Here is a 17,277-nt window from a genome sequence, read left to right as displayed (position 1 = left end):
ATACCCATCGACCTATACTAACCAACAAAATTGGTATTCTCAACTTCAATGTTAAGAATATCAAAAAGGAAAGATAATACTTGCTTCATAACGAAATAATAAATAACTTTGCTTCCAAATAGATAGATTATAGATGACAAAGCAGGCTTATAACGCAAAAAAGACATTTATTGCATGGCTGCTGTTGGCACTCTTCATGTTGCCAATGGTAGTAAAGTCTGTGCATGTATGTCAGGTTGAAACTGAGCTTGCTAACGGTCATCACGCAACAGGACAACAAGGTCAAAGCCACAATCCTGATTCTTGTTCCATCTGTCACTTTGCCTTTTTCAACTTTGTAAAAGGTGCGGATATCTTGCTTGCAACAGCAACCCCTATCTTATTGGGCTTCCTCTTCCTTTTTACGCACATCTCTTATGTACGCCCAGAAGTAGAAGTCACCAGCCTTAGAGCTCCCCCTGTACGCTTTTAAAGGGGACGTTCATAAATGATAATCACTGTTATTAGTCTTCCTGATTATCAGTTTATTATCTTTTATTAAGCCCTCTTTCCGTCATCGCGACAGGGATAATAGCGTAATATTGCATCCTCTCGTATAGGGGAGAATACACCTTATTGTAAGTCTATAATCTGTCGTCATGGCGCACAAACACCCTCTTTTATATTGCTTCCAACGCATATAAAGGAGAGTTGAAACAGCATTTCTTTTATTTAAATATTAGAACACGTGATAATGAATAAAGCTATTTTAGCTTTCGTTCTATCACCTATCTGTGTGACAGCAGTAGCCGTACAACACACTTCAATAGTCGTTCCAGCGAAAGAAAAAAGCGACGTTGATAGTAGTATTGTTATGCAAAATGTCACCGTATTAGGCGATCGTCAGAAAGAGACACAAATGTCATCTTCAGTCAATACCATACATATTGACAAATCGTACTTACAGACTAACTTCACTGGAAGTCTCATGCAATCACTCAGCGGAATACCTGGAGTTAAGGCAATGAGTATCGGTTCCGGACAATCAAAACCCACGATACGTGGACTTGGTTTTAATCGAATGGTTGTAACCGAAGATGGCATCAAACATGAAGGACAACAGTGGGGAGATGACCACGGATTAGAGATTGATCAGTTCGCTATCGACCGTATCGAAGTGATCAAAGGACCAGCTGCTCTACTCTATGGATCGGACGCTATTGGTGGAGTTATCAACCTTTACACCAACTTCATACCTACAAAACCATTTGAAGGAAGTGCCTCTCTCTTCACGAGAAGCAATAACGCATCAATTGGAGCAGCAGCCCGTTTGCAAGGAACCGGTAAGCATTTCTATTGGAAAGCAAACGCGACTTACATTGATTATGCCGATTACAAAGTACCAACCAATAGTATTCAGTACTTCTCTTACGACATCCCTCTCTATAAGAAAAGACTTCGTAACACAGCTGGATTAGAGCGTGATGGGAGTGTAACCATTGGTTACAAGCATTATAACTTCCATACAGAGTTGAAGTTTTCTGATACATATTCAAAGAGCGGATTCTTTGCTAATGCACATGGTCTGGAGGTCAGATTGTCAAGTATTGACTATGACAAGTCACGTCGAGACATCGACTTACCCTATCAGAGTGTGAACCATTTTAAGGCAATGAGCCACACTGTTTATCAACATGGCAACCTAGCCCTTGAAGCCAACCTAGCCTATCAGAACAACCATAGAAAGGAGCTTGCAGAAGCGGTATCACATGGTTATATGCCAATTCCCCCACATACCCTTGAGCGCGAATTTAAGAAAGATACCTACACAGCCAACGTCATTATGCGCCTCACAATGGGTGAACGACACACACTGACAACAGGTATCAACAGTGAATATCAGCATAACCGCCGTGCAGGATGGGGCTTTATTATTCCAGACTTTGAGACTACCTCGTTCGGAGTTTACGCCTTCGACCGCTTTAAAGTGACGAACGACTTGATTTTGAATGCTGGTGTTCGTTATGACCACGTACATACTCACTTGCACAGTTACAACGACTGGTTCAAGACACCAATCAATGCTACTGACTCCGTATATAAGGAACGTTCCATCAATCTTAGCCGTTCTTTCAATAGCTTGACATGGTCAGCTGGTGTAAACTATGCAGTCAAGCAATGGATATTGAAGCTCAATATCGGTAAGAGTTTCCGTGTTCCAATACCAAAGGAACTCGGTACAGATGGTGTCAATTATCACATCTTTAGATACGAGAAAGGTAATCCAGACCTCAAACCAGAAGAGTCTTATCAAATGGATGCAGGTATTCACTGGGGCAATGATCGACTTTCCGTTCAGTTCGATCCCTACCTCAATTACTTCCCGAACTACATCTACATGAATCCAACTCCCGATTACTACGAAGGCTTACAATGGTATTTTTATACACAAAGTCGCGTGATTCGCTATGGAGCAGAGCTACAATTAAACTGGAAGATACTCCCTTCTCTAAGCACGGAACTAAAGGGTGAGTATCTATATGCCGAACAGTTGTCAGGAGCAAAGAAGGGTTACACCCTCCCATTCAGCACTCCTTGGTCAGCAGATGCCACTATCAAGTATGATTTCTGTCGTGAGAAGATGGGTAATGAGGGGTTTGTAGCATTCAACTTGCATGTCACTGGCAGGCAAAACAATATAGTTCCACCAGAGAAGCAGACTCCAGGTTACTACACTCTAAACCTCAATGCAGGAAAGAATTTCAACCTCGGTAACAAGAAACTACGCATTAATCTCAATGCAGAAAACCTCTTGAACCAAAAGTATTACGACCATACTAGCTTCTATCGACTCATCGATGTGCCCGAACCGGGACGCAATGTAGCATTAATGGTAGGGCTGGACTTCTAAAGAAGAAATAGCACTTAATCTTATAAATCAAATTTGAGAAGGTGAAGGGATAGTTATGGTAGGCATTCAGGGGTAGCCCCCCTTCCTTCCATGACACCCTTTCCTAAAATGTTAATTAACATTTCGCTATATACAATTAACTAATTTACAAAACAAGGTGAAAGCCTTACTTAAAACAATTTAAACAATGAAAAAGAAATTATTTATTGGTGCTTTAGCACTCTTAAGCGTGTTTGCAATGGTGTTGACATCATGTGATAACGATGACGTTACACCAAGTACTATTGAGTTTAAGAACCCAGAGTTCGGTCATGACAACAACAAGATAGGTATCATCGGAGGTGATATTCACCTTGAGTGTGACATTGTCTCAAGTGCAAAAATCCGTGTTATCCAAGTTGCCCTATTAAAGGATAATAGGCAAGTAAAGCTTCAATCATACACAGATGCAAAGTATGTTGGCGTGTTAAACACCAAGTTCCATGAACATCTCAAGCTCTCAAACGACCTCGAAGAAGGTGAATATACTTGTATTATTGCAGTTACAACGGTTGATAACACCACTCGTTACATCGGTGAAAAGATCCAGTTAAAGAAGAAGGCTGTCGATCCTAAGGCACCGAAGATAACCAATCTAAAGGTAAACAAGATGACCGCTGCACCTAATGAAAAGCTTACTTTCCAAGCCAACATAGAGACAACGTCAGCCATTAAAGAGATTGAGGTAGAGTTCCACGGAGACAAGGAACATGAGATGGATGTCAATGATCTCAACGGCAAAACAGGTAAGGTTACCTTTAACAAAGAGCTTACTGTACCTGCTGAATGTAAACCAGGAAAGTACCACATACACTTCACTGTGAAGGATGTTGATGGTCGCGAGACAACCGAAGAGATTGAGGATTTTATCGTAAAATAACTTCCTTGTAATATTCTTCATCAATAACAATAAGAGTAAACAGCACATGTGTCCGCCCTACCCTTCTATGAGGTGGCGGGCACATATACCTTACATCTTTACGAAGAACCAACTAATTAACAACGAACGAACATAGAACAAGAGACTTATGAGAAAGGTTTTATTCGGTTTAACAACCGCTGCAATGCTACTCGGAACAGTAGCTTGCACCAATAACGACGACATTGTAAAAGACAACCAACTACCAACTATCACCGATCAAGGCATTACTGCCGTTCCAATGGATTGTGATGTATTTCAAAGAGGAGGCATTATTCCTTTCCGTTATCGCCTTACTGATAATGACGAATTAGGTAGTTACAACATAGAGATACACAACAACTTTGACCATCACACACATGGCACACAGGCTCAAGGCTGTTCTATGGATCCAAAGAAGGCGCCTGTAAAACCGTTCCACTATGATGAAAGCTTCAAGATACCTAGCGGAAGTAAGTCTTTCGATGCTAAGCAAGATATCGAAATACCAACAGACATTGACCCAGGAGACTATCACTTCGTCATTAGAGTTACCGATAAGACTGGCAACCAGCAATTGCGTGCAATGGCTATAAAGATAAAATAAAGGTTAAAAAACTTGCTTCTTTCAAAGAAAATATAATATCTTTGCAGCCCAAGAGTATAAAGATTAATCACATACTAATGTATAGAAAGTTATGAAAAAAGTAATGTTATTGGTAGCTGCATGCGCAGCTATGGTAGCTTGCAACAATGGCAAGACTACAACAAACGCAGAGAGTAAGGATTCAACAACGCAGGATTCTGCTGCAGCTGACTCATCAGTTTATGAAGGAATGACACCTGCTGCAGACGTTGCAGGTATCAAGTATCATGTCGCATTAGCGAAAGATTCAACCAATGGCTACAGCGTTTCAGAGGCTTATATGAAGTCTGATACAGAAGTAGACACCACTTACAGCTACACTGGTAAGTATAAGGTAGTAGAGAAGGATGTTAAGGGTAAGAAGAATACTTACTACCAGTTTGAGTTGGGCAAGGGCAACACCACCAACCTTCTCGTAGTGAATGATTCAACCCTCCGATTGGTTAACTCTGACTTTGAAGAGCCTGCTGTTAACAGCAAGGGCATGAATTATGACTTGAAGCTAAAGAAGTAATTCTTATAGACTTAAGGTTTTTAAAAACTAAAACATGGGCTACGTAAGCCGATTTGCAACCATTTGCACAATCGCTTATGTAGCCTTTTTGTTTCCCGACAAGCCCCTCTTCTTAATTCATAATTCATAATTCAAAAATTCAAAATTATGATTACTTCTGCTTGAAATGATGCTGAAAAGTAGGGACAGATGCCCTCGTCTGTCCCTACTTTGCGGGTGTTATTTCAGGTCACATCCACGCCTCGTGGGAGACATTTCCTCCTTTCGGAAAGGATTGGGGAGACTCTCATAGAAGCAAGGAAATGAATTAGAAAGCAATAGTCAGTACTCAATTCATCTATTTTTAGTATCTTTGCAGACTAACAAAAACATAGGCAATAAGATGGAGATAGCAGTATTTTGTTCAGCAAATAACAACATCGATCCAGATTACTTCCGATTGACAGAGGAGCTGGGAAGATGGATTGGCGAGAATGGGCACACCTTAGTATATGGAGGAGGGAACTCTGGTCTGATGGAATGTATCGGTAAGTCCGTTCATGAAGCAGGTGGGCGAACCATCGGCGTCATCCCTCGTATCATGGAGGAAGGGCGCAGAATGAGTGATTACGTGGATGTAGAGATCCCTTGCGAAGACCTCACAGACCGCAAAGCTATCATAATGGAGCGTGCAGATGTGTTCTACGTACTACCCGGTGGGATAGGAACTCTTGACGAACTATTTACTATTACGGCCTCACACACTATCGGTTATCATCATAAAAAGGTGGTTCTATACAATATGAAAGGCTTTTGGAATAGTCTTATCGCCCTATTAGATGATCTCCAGCAACGCAACATGATTCGTGGAGATTACCATGACTTTATAGAGGTAAAGGAAGTCTTTTAGAAGTGTATTCTATGTGTCCTACATGCCAAGAGAGTGCCTCTTTAATAGTACGGAGACGATACGTCTACTGCGAAATGGGTTTTCGTTCAATAAAAAATAGATTAAAAATAATTTATAAATAGACTAAAATAGCTGAATAAATAGATTATTTTTCTGATTAAAAGAGCCTATCTACAAAGTATATCGGATATTAGCTTCATCATAAAGGGGCGTTTCCTATTGAATAACAAGGCATCAACAAGACCACAGGAAAGCAGGGGAAAGAAAACTACTAAAGCCCCATTCCATCGAATAAAAGTAGTGGAAATACTTCAATAGATAGTAGGAATATAACGATAAAAACTTACTTTATCGTCTATTCTCACTATCAGCTATAATATTTCTCAATGCTATCTTTAACTGATCAGAGCTCCATCACCTAATCATCAAACTTATCAGGACTGATAGATTTAAGGCGTACTCGCGAGCGATAAGCATAGATGGTGGTCTTGGAACAACGCCTGGAATGAGCAGATCAATTCACCTCTTTTACGCCAAGACGGATGAAGGCGAAAATGCGAAGATTAGTTGACAGGCGTCTTAATTGCCTCGGTATGATCTGTTCGTTGGGCTTTAATAGAGCATTAAAATCCTTTGCAAAGGTTGGAAAATACCTATTAACTGAATTCATCAATATATATACGTACACTCTAAGTCTTTAGTATATTCAAGGGAAAAAGGGTATTCAAGAGAGATAAAATAGCGAGTCGCAACACTTATGACTGGCACGAGAATAACCCGTGGAAACCAGTATAAGTCATGCGACTCGCCAATATTTTATTTACACGTAATGTGTTTCATTCTCTTTAAAGAGCCTTAATACTAATGGCAAAACCACCTCCTCGAGCCTCTTGTAACTTAAGAACATCCCCCTTCTTAACGTTACGCTTTGTGATAGTATACGCCTTTGGATTCTTCTCATAATCGGCATCCTTAGCATCAGCATAGATGGTTGCTTCATATTTGCGACCCTTGTCTAGGAAGTCTAACTTGATGTTGCTCGTATGAGCAGCAAGTCCCGTCTTACCTCCAACGAACCAGTTATTGGTGCCTTTAGCCTTTCTTGCAACTGTAATATAGCGTGCTGGTTCTGCCTCAAGATAACGACTATCGTCCCAGTCAACGGCTACATCCTTAATAAACTGGAATGCATCGTTGTACTTCTGATAGTTCTCTGGAAGGTCGGCAGCCATCTGTAATGGACTATACATTGTTAGGTAAAGAGCGAGCTGACCAACGAGTGTGGTGTGAACCCAGCTCTTGTTGCTGCACCAAGTAGACAGTTGTGTCTCTAAGATACCAGGAGTGTAATCCATAGGACCGCCCTGTAAGCGTGTGAAAGGCAATATCACAGTGTGGTTAGGGTCGCTTCCTCCGAACGCTTCGTACTCTGTTCCACGTGCAGACTCATTGCCCACCATATTTGGATAAGTACGACAAAGACCTGTAGGGCGCGTTGCCTCATGTGCATTCACCATGATATGATGCTTTGCAGCCTCCTTAATTACGTGCATGTAGTGGTTGTTCATTGATTGAGAATAGTGATGATCACCACGTGGAATGATGTCTCCGACATATCCAGTCTTTACTGCATCATAACCGTACTTATTCATCAGGTTGAGCGCATCCTCTAAGTGTCTCTCATAGTTAAGAGCACTTGAAGAGGTCTCATGGTGCATCATCAGCTTCACACCCTTCGAATGGGCGTACTCGTTAAGAGCCTTGATATCAAAGTCAGGATAGGGAGTTACGAAGTCAAACACATCTTGTTTCCAGTGCCCGAACCAGTCTTCCCAACCGATATTCCAGCCTTCTACCAACACTTGATCCAATCCGTTCGCTGCAGCAAAGTCTATGTATCGCTTCACGTTGGCTGTGTTTGCAGCGTGATGACCGTTTGGTTTGGCATGAGCATAGTCTGTTTGACCGAGCTTAACAGAGTTGAAATCATCGGTATAAGCCCATGACTTACCACCAGCTATCATTTCCCACCATACACCACAATACTTAGTTGGATGAATCCAAGAGGTATCTTCAATCTTACATGGTTCATTGAGATTGAGAATCAAGTTGCTTGCTAACATATCACGAGCATCATCGCTCACCATGACCGTACGCCAAGGTGTTGTGCAAGGTGTCTGCATGAAGCCTTTTAAACCAGTAGCATCTGGAGTCAACCAAGACTCAAACACCATGTTCTTATCATCCAAGTTAAGGTGCATCGTAGCGTAGTTTTCACATGCAGCCTCATGTATATTAATGTAGAGACCATCGTTTGACTTCATCTGTAAAGAGGTCTGAACGCCCGTTTCTGAGAACACTCCTACAGAAGAGTTAGTCCAATTCACAGCATCATGGAAACGTGAGCGTATCTCTGAGAGCTTGCTCTCCTGCGTCTCTTGCTCTTGTGTGTCATAGTCGCCAGGGAGCCACCATGCAGTGTGATCACCAGCCATTGCGAACTGCGTGTGTTCCTCTTTTATAACGAAGTAATTTAACTCTTTCTGTTGTGGGAACTCATAACGCAATCCCATTCCATCGTCATAAACGCGGAAACGAATGATGATGTTGCGCTTACTACTCGGTTGGTTAAGGTCTACCTCAAGCTCATTATAATGGTTACGAATCGTTGAAGTCTCTCCCCAAACAGGCTTCCATGTTTCGTCAAAGGTAGTTGTCTTGGTGTTAGTTGTTTGAAAGCCATCCATCAAACTAGTCTCATTTAGCCCCTTACTAGCGTGCTTGTCTTTTGCTAGTTCTATACCGAGATGAGAGGGTTTAACGACTTCCTTACCTTTGTAAGTCATCTCATAGGTTGGCACACCATTACCTGTAAGTGAGAACTTAACTGCTATCTTTCCATTAGGCGAGGTCACCGTCTGCGCAGAAGCATAACTTGCCATTCCCATCAAAAGCCCTATAAGGGCAATACTGGTCTTCTTCATTGTTTTGTTAAAAGTATAAGTTGGATTTCAATTTTTAATTATCTCTATTTGCAAAGATAACTAAAAAAGTGGATAAAAGGTTCTTTGAGTAATCAACAAGTAGACGAGTCAGACAAGTAGAGTCACTTAGGATGTTATCAATCAAGTCCTTTCATAAGTATAATAATTATATCAGGTAGATACCTTTTAATTGATCATAATGTATTATCTTTGCAGTCAGAAAGGATTAAAAGATGCGTAGATTACTTTTATATATATCCTTACTAGCATTGCCAACAGGACTCTTTGCTGACAATGAAACACAATATTTACAAGAGAAGTTAGACCTTCTCTTGAGCCAGCAAACGGCTCATATTAAAAGAAAGAATGAGACTATTAATCAAATAAAAAGGGGATTATTTACGGAAGGAGGGGCTTTAAAACGATTGCAAACATACGACTTGCTTTATCAAGAATACTATGTTTTCCAATTTGATTCAGCTATGATTTACCTTGACAAGGGCATCACCTTGGCAGAGAAAACGGCAAACACCTATTATTATAACAATAATCTCATTCATAAAGCAGAACTTCTTTCTATTGGCGGATTATATGGTGAGGCTATAGAAACCATGAGTTTAGTGGATACAACGGCATTGGATAATACTCAAAAGTTCGACTTTTACTTCTCTATCTTCCGTATTCACACCTATTGGGCAGACTTTTGTAATGACCAGAAATACGCTCCCATCCATCGTGAGAAAGCTAAGCAAGCATTGATTAAAGCTATGGATTATTGCGATGAAACCGCCAAAACTTACGAATACTACTACGGCGAGTATTGCGTTTTCGTACTGAATGCCCCGAAGAAAGCACGCTTGCATTACCTAAAAGCAATCCATCAGCTTCCCTCCCACTCACGTTTTTTTGCCATGGCATGCTTTGCCTTATCTGGTAACTACGCCAATAAAGGGCGAACGGATCAGCAAGAAAAGTATCTCCTATTGTCTAGTATCGCTGATGCAGAGAACTGCACGATGGAGAATTACGCCTTACAAACGCTCGCTATGTACATCTTTGAGCACGATAAAAGCCGAATTGATCGGGCACAGGAGTATATTCAGAAGTCGTTGGAAGATGCGCGTTTCTATAACAACCGACTGCGCATTATTGAGATATCAAACAAGTTGCCAGTCATTGTCAACAGCTATCAACAGACCTTGAATGCACGTAATCGGGTACAAATGATCGCTATCATAGCTGTTTCACTGCTCCTTCTTTTCCTCCTCGTAGCCATCACTTACATTGTAAAACAGACCAAACGGCTACGTTTGCAACAACGAGAACTACAAAAGAACAATGATAGCTTGTCGGAACTTAACACACGACAGAAAGACTTGAACACCCAGTTACACAAGCTAAATGCCCTATTAATGGACACAAACCGTAAACGGGAAGGACTGGCAAAGCTGTATATCGACCTCTGCGCAAAGTATATCTCACGTTTAAAACGGCAACAAACGCTGGTGAAAAGGAAGATAAAAGCCAACCAAACAAGCGAACTCTTGAGTCAACTCTCATCCGAACGGCTCTCCGAAGAGGATGCTTCTACATTCCTCTCACGCTTTGATAAGGCTTTTTTAGACCTCTATCCAAGTTTCACGAAAGAGTTAAATGCACTCTTAAAAGCGAACTATCAGATAAAAAACACCCATTCCAACGAGTTAACAACAGACCAACGTATCATGGCACTCATACGCCTTGGCGTGAAAGAAAGTGCCGAGATAGCCGACTTACTGTTCTATTCTCCACAGACAATATACAACTATCGCTCTGCACTTAAAGCCAAAGCTATCAACAAAACAGACTTTGAAGCGGAAGTGGCAAAGCTGTGTACGATCATTGAAAACGACTAATAAGAAACAACAAATTAATTAACAACATTATTATTATTCACTTTAAAACAAAAAGTATGACGACAAAAAGTATTAAAACAGTGGTTAGCTTGCTCGTAGCAGCAACCCTCATGAGTTCTTGTGTAGGTTCATTTGCCTTGTTCAACAAGCTTGCGCAGTGGAATAAACACGCCACTAAGTCTAAGTTCATCAATGAGATTATCTTCTTAGTAATATCTCCTGCATACGCATTCTGCGGTATGGCAGACACGTTAGTACTTAATTCTATTGAGTTCTGGACGGGTGACAACCCTGTTGCCAATCGTGTTGGTAAGACCCGAAACATCAAAGGTGACGATGGTCTCATCTATGCTGTTAAGTACTTAGAGAATGGTTATCAGATCACAAAACCCGATGGTCAGGTTTACTACTTCACGTATAATAAGCAAGAGAACACATGGTATATGAATGCAGAAGGCAAAGAGCAGAAGGTGATCCAGTTTAATGGTAATGGTTCTGTTAAGGCTTTCCTCAACAACGGTTTGACGGTTGATGTAACGCCAGATGCCACTGGTTTGTATGAACTTCAGCAGGCACAGGCTGGTACAAGCTACTTCATGGCAAGACGATAAGCCGATATAAATACCATAACAAAGTATAGATTCATAGGGATGCACAGCTTGTGTGTCCCTATTTTCATGTAGTTTTAGGACAGAGTAACGGTTCAATTAAGACAGAGAGCATAGAAACATCTTGTTTTAGTAACGCACAGATAAGACAAAGTAACATAAGAACAGAATGGTTAGTAACATGGTTCTTTTATTCAAAATTATGATGAGATCAAGTTGACGAAGTGGCTGGTTGACAAGTTGACGAGGTATTAGGTCAAGTTGACGAGGTGAATGGTTGACAAGTTTGCAAGTTATTGGTTCTGTAGAAAGTGGCACTGTTTACCCTCCTTTCCATTACTTCCTTTTAGTCAATAACCATTGATATAGAGAGGGAATGAGATTTTACAAGTAGGGACAGACTCCCTCGTCTGTCCGCCCAAATACAACTGACAGAAATCTCTCCAAGCCCCTCTGAAGAGAGGGATATTGCCTAACGGGTTATCATGTAGGGGGCAACTGGCGGACAGATGAGGGCATCTGTCCCTACTTTGATGCGATGAATTGTATAACTTCGAAGCGATGAATTATATAAAAGAAGAATAGCTGATTCACACATAAGAAAACAGAGATAAAAACACAGAATACACCTATGAATAACGGAGAAAACACTTGTCTATCTTTGAAAAGAGACTTATCTACTTAGGAAAATAGACTATTTTTAGTTCTACTTTAATTCATTTTTCTGGATTTTTTAATCTATTTTCTCGTTCTTAGAAGCCTCTTTTCCGATAGTAAGAAACTATGATTGAGATTGACCTAAGGCTTGGCAATCTGATAGAACATAACTATGACGAAACAGACAGAACTTCTTCTTGAAAATAAGGGACGATAAATAGGATTTTAAATAGGAAAAAGATAGGATTGAAAAAGGCTTTTTATGACTTTTATTCTATCCTCATTTGTTAGGATAGATAGCGTTTCCTTATTTTAAGTCTAAATACTATACATTTTGATGAAATAGCTTTGTTAAATCATTAAAATATAGTACTTTTGCAGCAAAATAGCCCTCGTTGCATACCAACTTTTTGGTATCTCTCGGAGAGAACGAAGTCTTTTAGGTGGGAGTTAATAATTATCTTGCCTCCTGATAACCATTAGAAGTAATAATTCTAACAGTTTAAATATTTAAAATCAAAACATTTATGTGGTTAATCAATTCATCTATTGGTAGAAAGGTGATTATGTCCGTGACGGGTATAGCCCTTATTCTATTCATGACGTTCCACTGCTGTATGAATCTTGTAGCGCTCTTCTCAGGTAGTGCCTACAATATGATTTGTGAGCTATTGGGTGCTAACTGGTATGCAGTTGTTGCAACAGTTGGTCTTGGCGCATTGGCTGTTTGTCACATTGTCTACGCCTTCATCCTTACAGCACAGAACCGTCGTGCACGTGGCGACAACCGTTATGCAGTCACAGAAAAGCCTGCAAAGGTGGAGTGGGCAAGCCAGAACATGCTCGTATTGGGTATCATCATCTTGCTTGGTATCGCTCTTCACTTGTTCAACTTCTGGTATAACATGATGTTTGCAGAGCTTGTTGGGATGACAGTAGCACATCACCCAGCTGACGGCTTTGCGTTCATTCAGGATACATTTGCCAATCCTGTGTACGTAGTTCTGTATGTTATCTGGATCTGTGCATTGTGGTTCCACCTCTCACACGGCTTCTGGAGTGCTATGCAAACAGTAGGTGTCAATGGTAAAGTATGGTTCAATCGCTGGAAGACAATCGGTCTTGTCTATGTGACATTATTGATGTTGTGCTTCCTTATTGTAGTACTCGCATTCGCTTTCGGATGTGCTCCTAGCCTTGCATAGTTAAGTATCTAAATTGAAAACTAAATTCAAAACAATCATGACAAAGATATTAGATTCCAAAATACCAGCAGGTCCTGTAGCCGAGAAGTGGACTAACTACAAGGCACATCAGCGTTTGGTTAACCCAAAGAATAAACTGAAACTGGATGTTATCGTTGTTGGTACCGGTTTGGCTGGTGCCAGTGCAGCTGCTTCTCTAGGTGAGATGGGCTTCAACGTATTGAACTTCTGCATCCAAGACTCCCCTCGTCGTGCACACTCAATCGCTGCACAAGGTGGTATCAATGCTGCTAAGAACTATCAGAACGATGGTGACTCTGTTTACCGTTTGTTCTATGATACAGTGAAAGGTGGTGACTATCGTGCACGTGAAGCGAACGTTTATCGTTTGGCAGAAGTGTCTAACGACATCATCGATCAGTGCGTTGCTCAGGGCGTGCCATTCGCTCGTGAGTATGGCGGTATGTTGGCTAACCGTTCCTTTGGTGGTGCTCAGGTAAGCCGTACCTTCTATGCTAAGGGACAGACAGGTCAGCAGTTGTTGCTTGGTGCATACTCATCATTAAGTGCACAGATTCAGGCTGGTAAGGTAAAGCTCTATACACGTTATGAGATGGAAGACATCGTTATCGTTGACGGTCACGCACGTGGTATCATTGCTAAGAACCTTGTGACTGGTAAGTTGGAGCGTTTCACAGCGAATGCCGTAGTTATCGCTACTGGTGGCTATGGTAACACTTACTTCCTTTCAACCAACGCTATGGGTTGTAACTGTACAGCTGCTGTTCAGTGCTATCGTAAGGGTGCTTACATGGCTAACCCATCTTACGTTCAGATTCACCCAACCTGTATTCCAGTACATGGAGACAAGCAGTCTAAGTTGACATTGATGTCAGAGTCTTTGCGTAACGATGGTCGTATATGGGTTCCTAAGAAGCTCGAAGATGCTAAGGCATTGCAGGCTGGTACAAAGAAGGGCTCTGATATTCCAGAAGAAGACCGCGACTACTACTTGGAACGTCGCTATCCAGCATTCGGTAACCTCGTACCTCGTGACGTTGCTTCACGTGCTGCTAAGGAGCGTTGCGATAAGGGCTTCGGTGTAAACAACACTGGTTTGGCTGTGTTCTTGGACTTCTCTGAGTCTATTAACCGCCTCGGTATTGATACAATTCTGCAGCGTTATGGTAACCTCTTCGATATGTATGAGGAGATTACAGACGTCAACCCAGGTGAGTTGGCAAATGAGATTAACGGCGTGAAGTACTACAATCCAATGATGATCTTCCCTGCTATCCACTACACAATGGGTGGTATTTGGGTTGACTACGAGCTGATGACAACCGTTCCCGGTCTGTTCTCTATTGGTGAGTGTAACTTCTCTGACCACGGAGCTAACCGTCTTGGTGCTTCTGCTTTGATGCAGGGTCTTGCTGATGGTTACTTCGTATTGCCTTATACTATTCAGAACTATCTCGCTGATCAGGCACTCTGGGGCAAGGTTCCAACGGATCGTCCTGAGTTTGAAGAGGCTGAGAAGGCTGTTAATGCAGAGATTGATCGCTTGATGAATATCCATGGTAAGCGTTCTGTCGACTCTATCCACAAGGAGTTGGGTCATATTATGTGGGAGTATGTAGGTATGGGTCGTACCAAGGAAGGTCTTGAGGAAGGTCTCAAGCAGTTGAAGGCTCTTCGCGAGGAGTTCAACTCTAATCTCTTTATCCCCGGTAAGAAGGAAGGCTTGAACGTTGAGCTTGATAAGGCTATCCACCTCCGTGACTTTATCCTTATGGGTGAACTCGTAGCTTATGACGCATTACATCGTGAGGAAAGCTGTGGTGGTCACTTCCGTGAGGAGCACCAGACTGAGGAAGGTGAGGCTAAGCGTGACGATGAGAACTTCTTCTATGTTGGTTGCTGGGAGTATCAGGGTGATGACACCAAGACTCCGGAGCTTATCAAGGAACCTCTCGAGTATGAGGCAATCAAGGTACAAACACGTAATTATAAAAACTAGTTGACGAGTTGACGGGAGGACAAGTTGACAAGTTGTTAGCTTGTTCTGCCTTAAACATATTCTATTAGTATAATACAGACAATATACAAGATGTAATACAAACAAGGTCGATGAATACTCACAAGGATTTGATCGTCTGGCAGAAAGCAATGGAACTTGTCTTAGAAGTATATAAGGCTACAAAGATATATCCACGGGAGGAACTATTCGGATTAGCTTCCCAAATGCGTAGAGCCGTTGTATCAATTCCCTCGAACATAGCAGAAGGCTATGGCAGAATCCATACTCGTGAGACTGAGAGATTCCTTAGTATATCATTAGGTTCTGCGTGTGAGTTAGAAACTCAATTGATTCTATCAAAAGACTTAGGGTATATCCCGACAGAACTTGCACGGCAACTATGCGATAAGACCCAAGGCATAATTAGGATGCTAACGTCTTTGATTAAATCTCTGAACAAATAACTTGTTTACTTTACAACTTGTTTACTTGTCAACTAAAACATAATACAATGGCAAAGAATATATCATTCACAATTAAGTATTGGAAGCAGAACGGTCCACAGGATCAGGGTCATTTCGATACACATGAGATGAAGAACATCCCAGACGACACCTCATTCCTTGAGATGCTTGACATCCTTAACGAGGAGTTGATAGAGGCTGGTGATGAACCATTCGTCTTCGATCACGATTGCCGCGAAGGTATCTGCGGTATGTGTTCACTATATATTAATGGTACTCCACATGGTAAGACAGAGCGTGGCGCAACAACTTGTCAGCTCTATATGCGCCGTTTCAACGATGGTGATGTTATCACTGTTGAACCATGGCGTTCGGCTGGTTTCCCTGTTATCAAGGACTGTATGGTAGACCGCACAGCATTCGATAAGATTATTCAGGCTGGTGGTTACACATCAATCCGCACTGGTCAGGCACAGGATGCAAACGCTATTCTCATCTCTAAGGACAATGCTGACGAGGCTATGGACTGCGCAACATGTATCGGTTGTGGTGCTTGTGTTGCAGCTTGTAAGAATGGTTCAGCAATGCTCTTCGTTTCATCTAAGGTTAGTCAGTTGGCTCTCTTGCCACAGGGTAAGCCTGAGGCTGCTAAGCGTGCTAAGGCTATGGTAGCTAAGATGGATGAGGTTGGTTTCGGTAACTGTACCAACACCCGCGCTTGTGAGGCAGTATGCCCTAAGAACGAGAAGATTGCTAACATCGCTCGTTTGAACCGTGAGTTCATCAAAGCAAAGTTTGCTGATTAATCTGATGTAATAGGTTAGTAAACTACTAACACGAACATAACAAAGAGGATATGTCACCCGTTGACATATCCTCTTTTCGTATATATGGCTATGACGCATTTTGAATTTGCTGTCACATCTGTCACGCCTTCCGTCCTCATAAGTCATTGAAAACGTGTGCATCACACCAAATGTTAAAACTGACAGCAACTATAATAAAAAATAAAATAGGGTATTTCGGGACTATCCAATAAGGCAAAAACGAGGCAGGAACTACGAGGGACAGCCATAAATCCATAAGGAATAAACAAGGAGAGCACAACCACGATGTTTCCTCAATCCTATCACTTACTAATCAAAGTAATAGGACAATCTAATAAATATGACATCATATCATTATAAATACGACGTCATATTTTTTAGAGAGTCTTAGGACTAACTGCACGATATGACACGATAACGCAGGGACAGACGCCCTCTTCTGTCCGCCTCCACACCCTAATTTAACGTGAGTTCGACGAATTCAGAACAATGCAAGCTGTGTGTCCATAGTCCTTTGTACATTATTAATACAAGGCTTCTTTGGAAACAGACAATAGGCGGCAATGGCTCCTAATAAGTTGACGATGAAATTGTCAAAGCATCTATGTCTGGAGTGCTCTACTTGTGCAATGTTCTTAAGTTCATCATTCACCGTTTCTATAATGGCTCTTTTTCTGAGTAAAAGTCTGTCTGAAACACTCATTAAACATCCTTTCATGTTACTTTTCAATTTGGTTATAA

General features: G+C 41.5%; 15 protein-coding genes. 12 read left to right on the top strand and 3 right to left on the bottom strand.

The features are described from left to right. Positions 1-133: 133 nt before the first annotated feature. From D464_RS0106560 to D464_RS0106535, 6 genes are all read left to right on the top strand, one after another. Complete coding sequence (locus D464_RS0106560) at positions 134-472, top strand: hypothetical protein (protein WP_018910694.1); 339 nt, start codon at positions 134-136, stop codon at positions 470-472. A 261-nt stretch (positions 473-733) separates the two neighbouring features. After that, the gene (locus tag D464_RS0106555; RefSeq protein ID WP_018910693.1) at positions 734-2,890 is read left to right on the top strand and encodes a TonB-dependent receptor; all 2,157 of its coding nucleotides are present in this window, start codon (positions 734-736) and stop codon (positions 2,888-2,890) included. A 187-nt stretch (positions 2,891-3,077) separates the two neighbouring features. After that, positions 3,078-3,809 (top strand): DUF4625 domain-containing protein, encoded by a 732-nt coding sequence (locus tag D464_RS0106550; protein ID WP_018910692.1) that lies wholly within the window; start codon positions 3,078-3,080, stop codon positions 3,807-3,809. Between the two features lie 148 nt (positions 3,810-3,957). Continuing rightward, complete coding sequence (locus D464_RS0106545; protein ID WP_018910691.1) at positions 3,958-4,434, top strand: DUF4625 domain-containing protein; 477 nt, start codon at positions 3,958-3,960, stop codon at positions 4,432-4,434. 91 nt (positions 4,435-4,525) lie between these two features. After that, positions 4,526-4,987, top strand: a complete 462-nt coding sequence (locus tag D464_RS0106540) for a copper resistance protein NlpE N-terminal domain-containing protein (RefSeq protein WP_018910690.1) — start codon at positions 4,526-4,528, stop codon at positions 4,985-4,987. 382 nt (positions 4,988-5,369) lie between these two features. Continuing rightward, entirely contained in the window at positions 5,370-5,876 is a 507-nt protein-coding gene (locus D464_RS0106535) for an LOG family protein (protein WP_018910689.1), read from the top strand. A 514-nt stretch (positions 5,877-6,390) separates the two neighbouring features. On the opposite strand, the gene D464_RS13925 is transcribed toward D464_RS0106535, so the two are convergent. Both D464_RS13925 and D464_RS0106530 read right to left on the bottom strand, forming a co-directional pair. Continuing rightward, positions 6,391-6,546 carry a DUF6377 domain-containing protein gene (locus tag D464_RS13925; RefSeq protein ID WP_234396066.1) on the bottom strand — a complete coding sequence of 52 codons (156 nt, stop codon included), beginning with the start codon at positions 6,544-6,546 and terminating at the stop codon, positions 6,391-6,393. Between the two features lie 175 nt (positions 6,547-6,721). Then, complete coding sequence (locus tag D464_RS0106530; RefSeq protein WP_018910688.1) at positions 6,722-8,860, bottom strand: glycoside hydrolase family 97 protein; 2,139 nt, start codon at positions 8,858-8,860, stop codon at positions 6,722-6,724. 233 nt (positions 8,861-9,093) lie between these two features. Here D464_RS0106530 and D464_RS0106525 point away from each other — a divergent pair, with 233 nt between their 5' ends. From D464_RS0106525 to D464_RS0106500, 6 genes are all read left to right on the top strand, one after another. Further along, positions 9,094-10,755, top strand: a complete 1,662-nt coding sequence (locus D464_RS0106525; RefSeq protein WP_018910687.1) for a DUF6377 domain-containing protein — start codon at positions 9,094-9,096, stop codon at positions 10,753-10,755. Positions 10,756-10,811: 56 nt separating this feature from the next. After that, positions 10,812-11,366, top strand: coding sequence for a DUF3332 domain-containing protein (locus D464_RS0106520; protein ID WP_004382956.1), 555 nt, complete (start codon positions 10,812-10,814; stop codon positions 11,364-11,366). 1,181 nt (positions 11,367-12,547) lie between these two features. Next, on the top strand, positions 12,548-13,225 hold the full coding sequence (locus D464_RS0106515; RefSeq protein WP_004382958.1) for a succinate dehydrogenase/fumarate reductase cytochrome b subunit: 678 nt from the start codon (positions 12,548-12,550) through the stop codon (positions 13,223-13,225). Positions 13,226-13,262: 37 nt separating this feature from the next. After that, a complete protein-coding gene (locus D464_RS0106510) occupies positions 13,263-15,245 on the top strand; it encodes a fumarate reductase/succinate dehydrogenase flavoprotein subunit (protein WP_018910686.1) in 1,983 nt (660 codons plus the stop codon). A gap of 110 nt (positions 15,246-15,355) precedes the next feature. Beyond that, the gene (locus tag D464_RS0106505; protein WP_018910685.1) at positions 15,356-15,709 is read left to right on the top strand and encodes a four helix bundle protein; all 354 of its coding nucleotides are present in this window, start codon (positions 15,356-15,358) and stop codon (positions 15,707-15,709) included. Positions 15,710-15,756: 47 nt separating this feature from the next. Further along, positions 15,757-16,515 carry a succinate dehydrogenase/fumarate reductase iron-sulfur subunit gene (locus tag D464_RS0106500; RefSeq protein ID WP_004382960.1) on the top strand — a complete coding sequence of 253 codons (759 nt, stop codon included), beginning with the start codon at positions 15,757-15,759 and terminating at the stop codon, positions 16,513-16,515. A 502-nt stretch (positions 16,516-17,017) separates the two neighbouring features. Here D464_RS0106500 and D464_RS0106495 read toward each other — a convergent pair. Continuing rightward, positions 17,018-17,277: transposase (locus D464_RS0106495; protein ID WP_018910684.1), on the bottom strand; the 260-nt coding region annotated here is incomplete at its 5' end.

The organism is Prevotella veroralis DSM 19559 = JCM 6290 (genome assembly GCF_000377625.1).
Lineage (GTDB): Bacteria > Bacteroidota > Bacteroidia > Bacteroidales > Bacteroidaceae > Prevotella > Prevotella veroralis.
The sequence above is the reverse complement of the archived record's forward strand: the minus strand, read 5'-3'. Positions and strand labels throughout refer to the sequence as shown.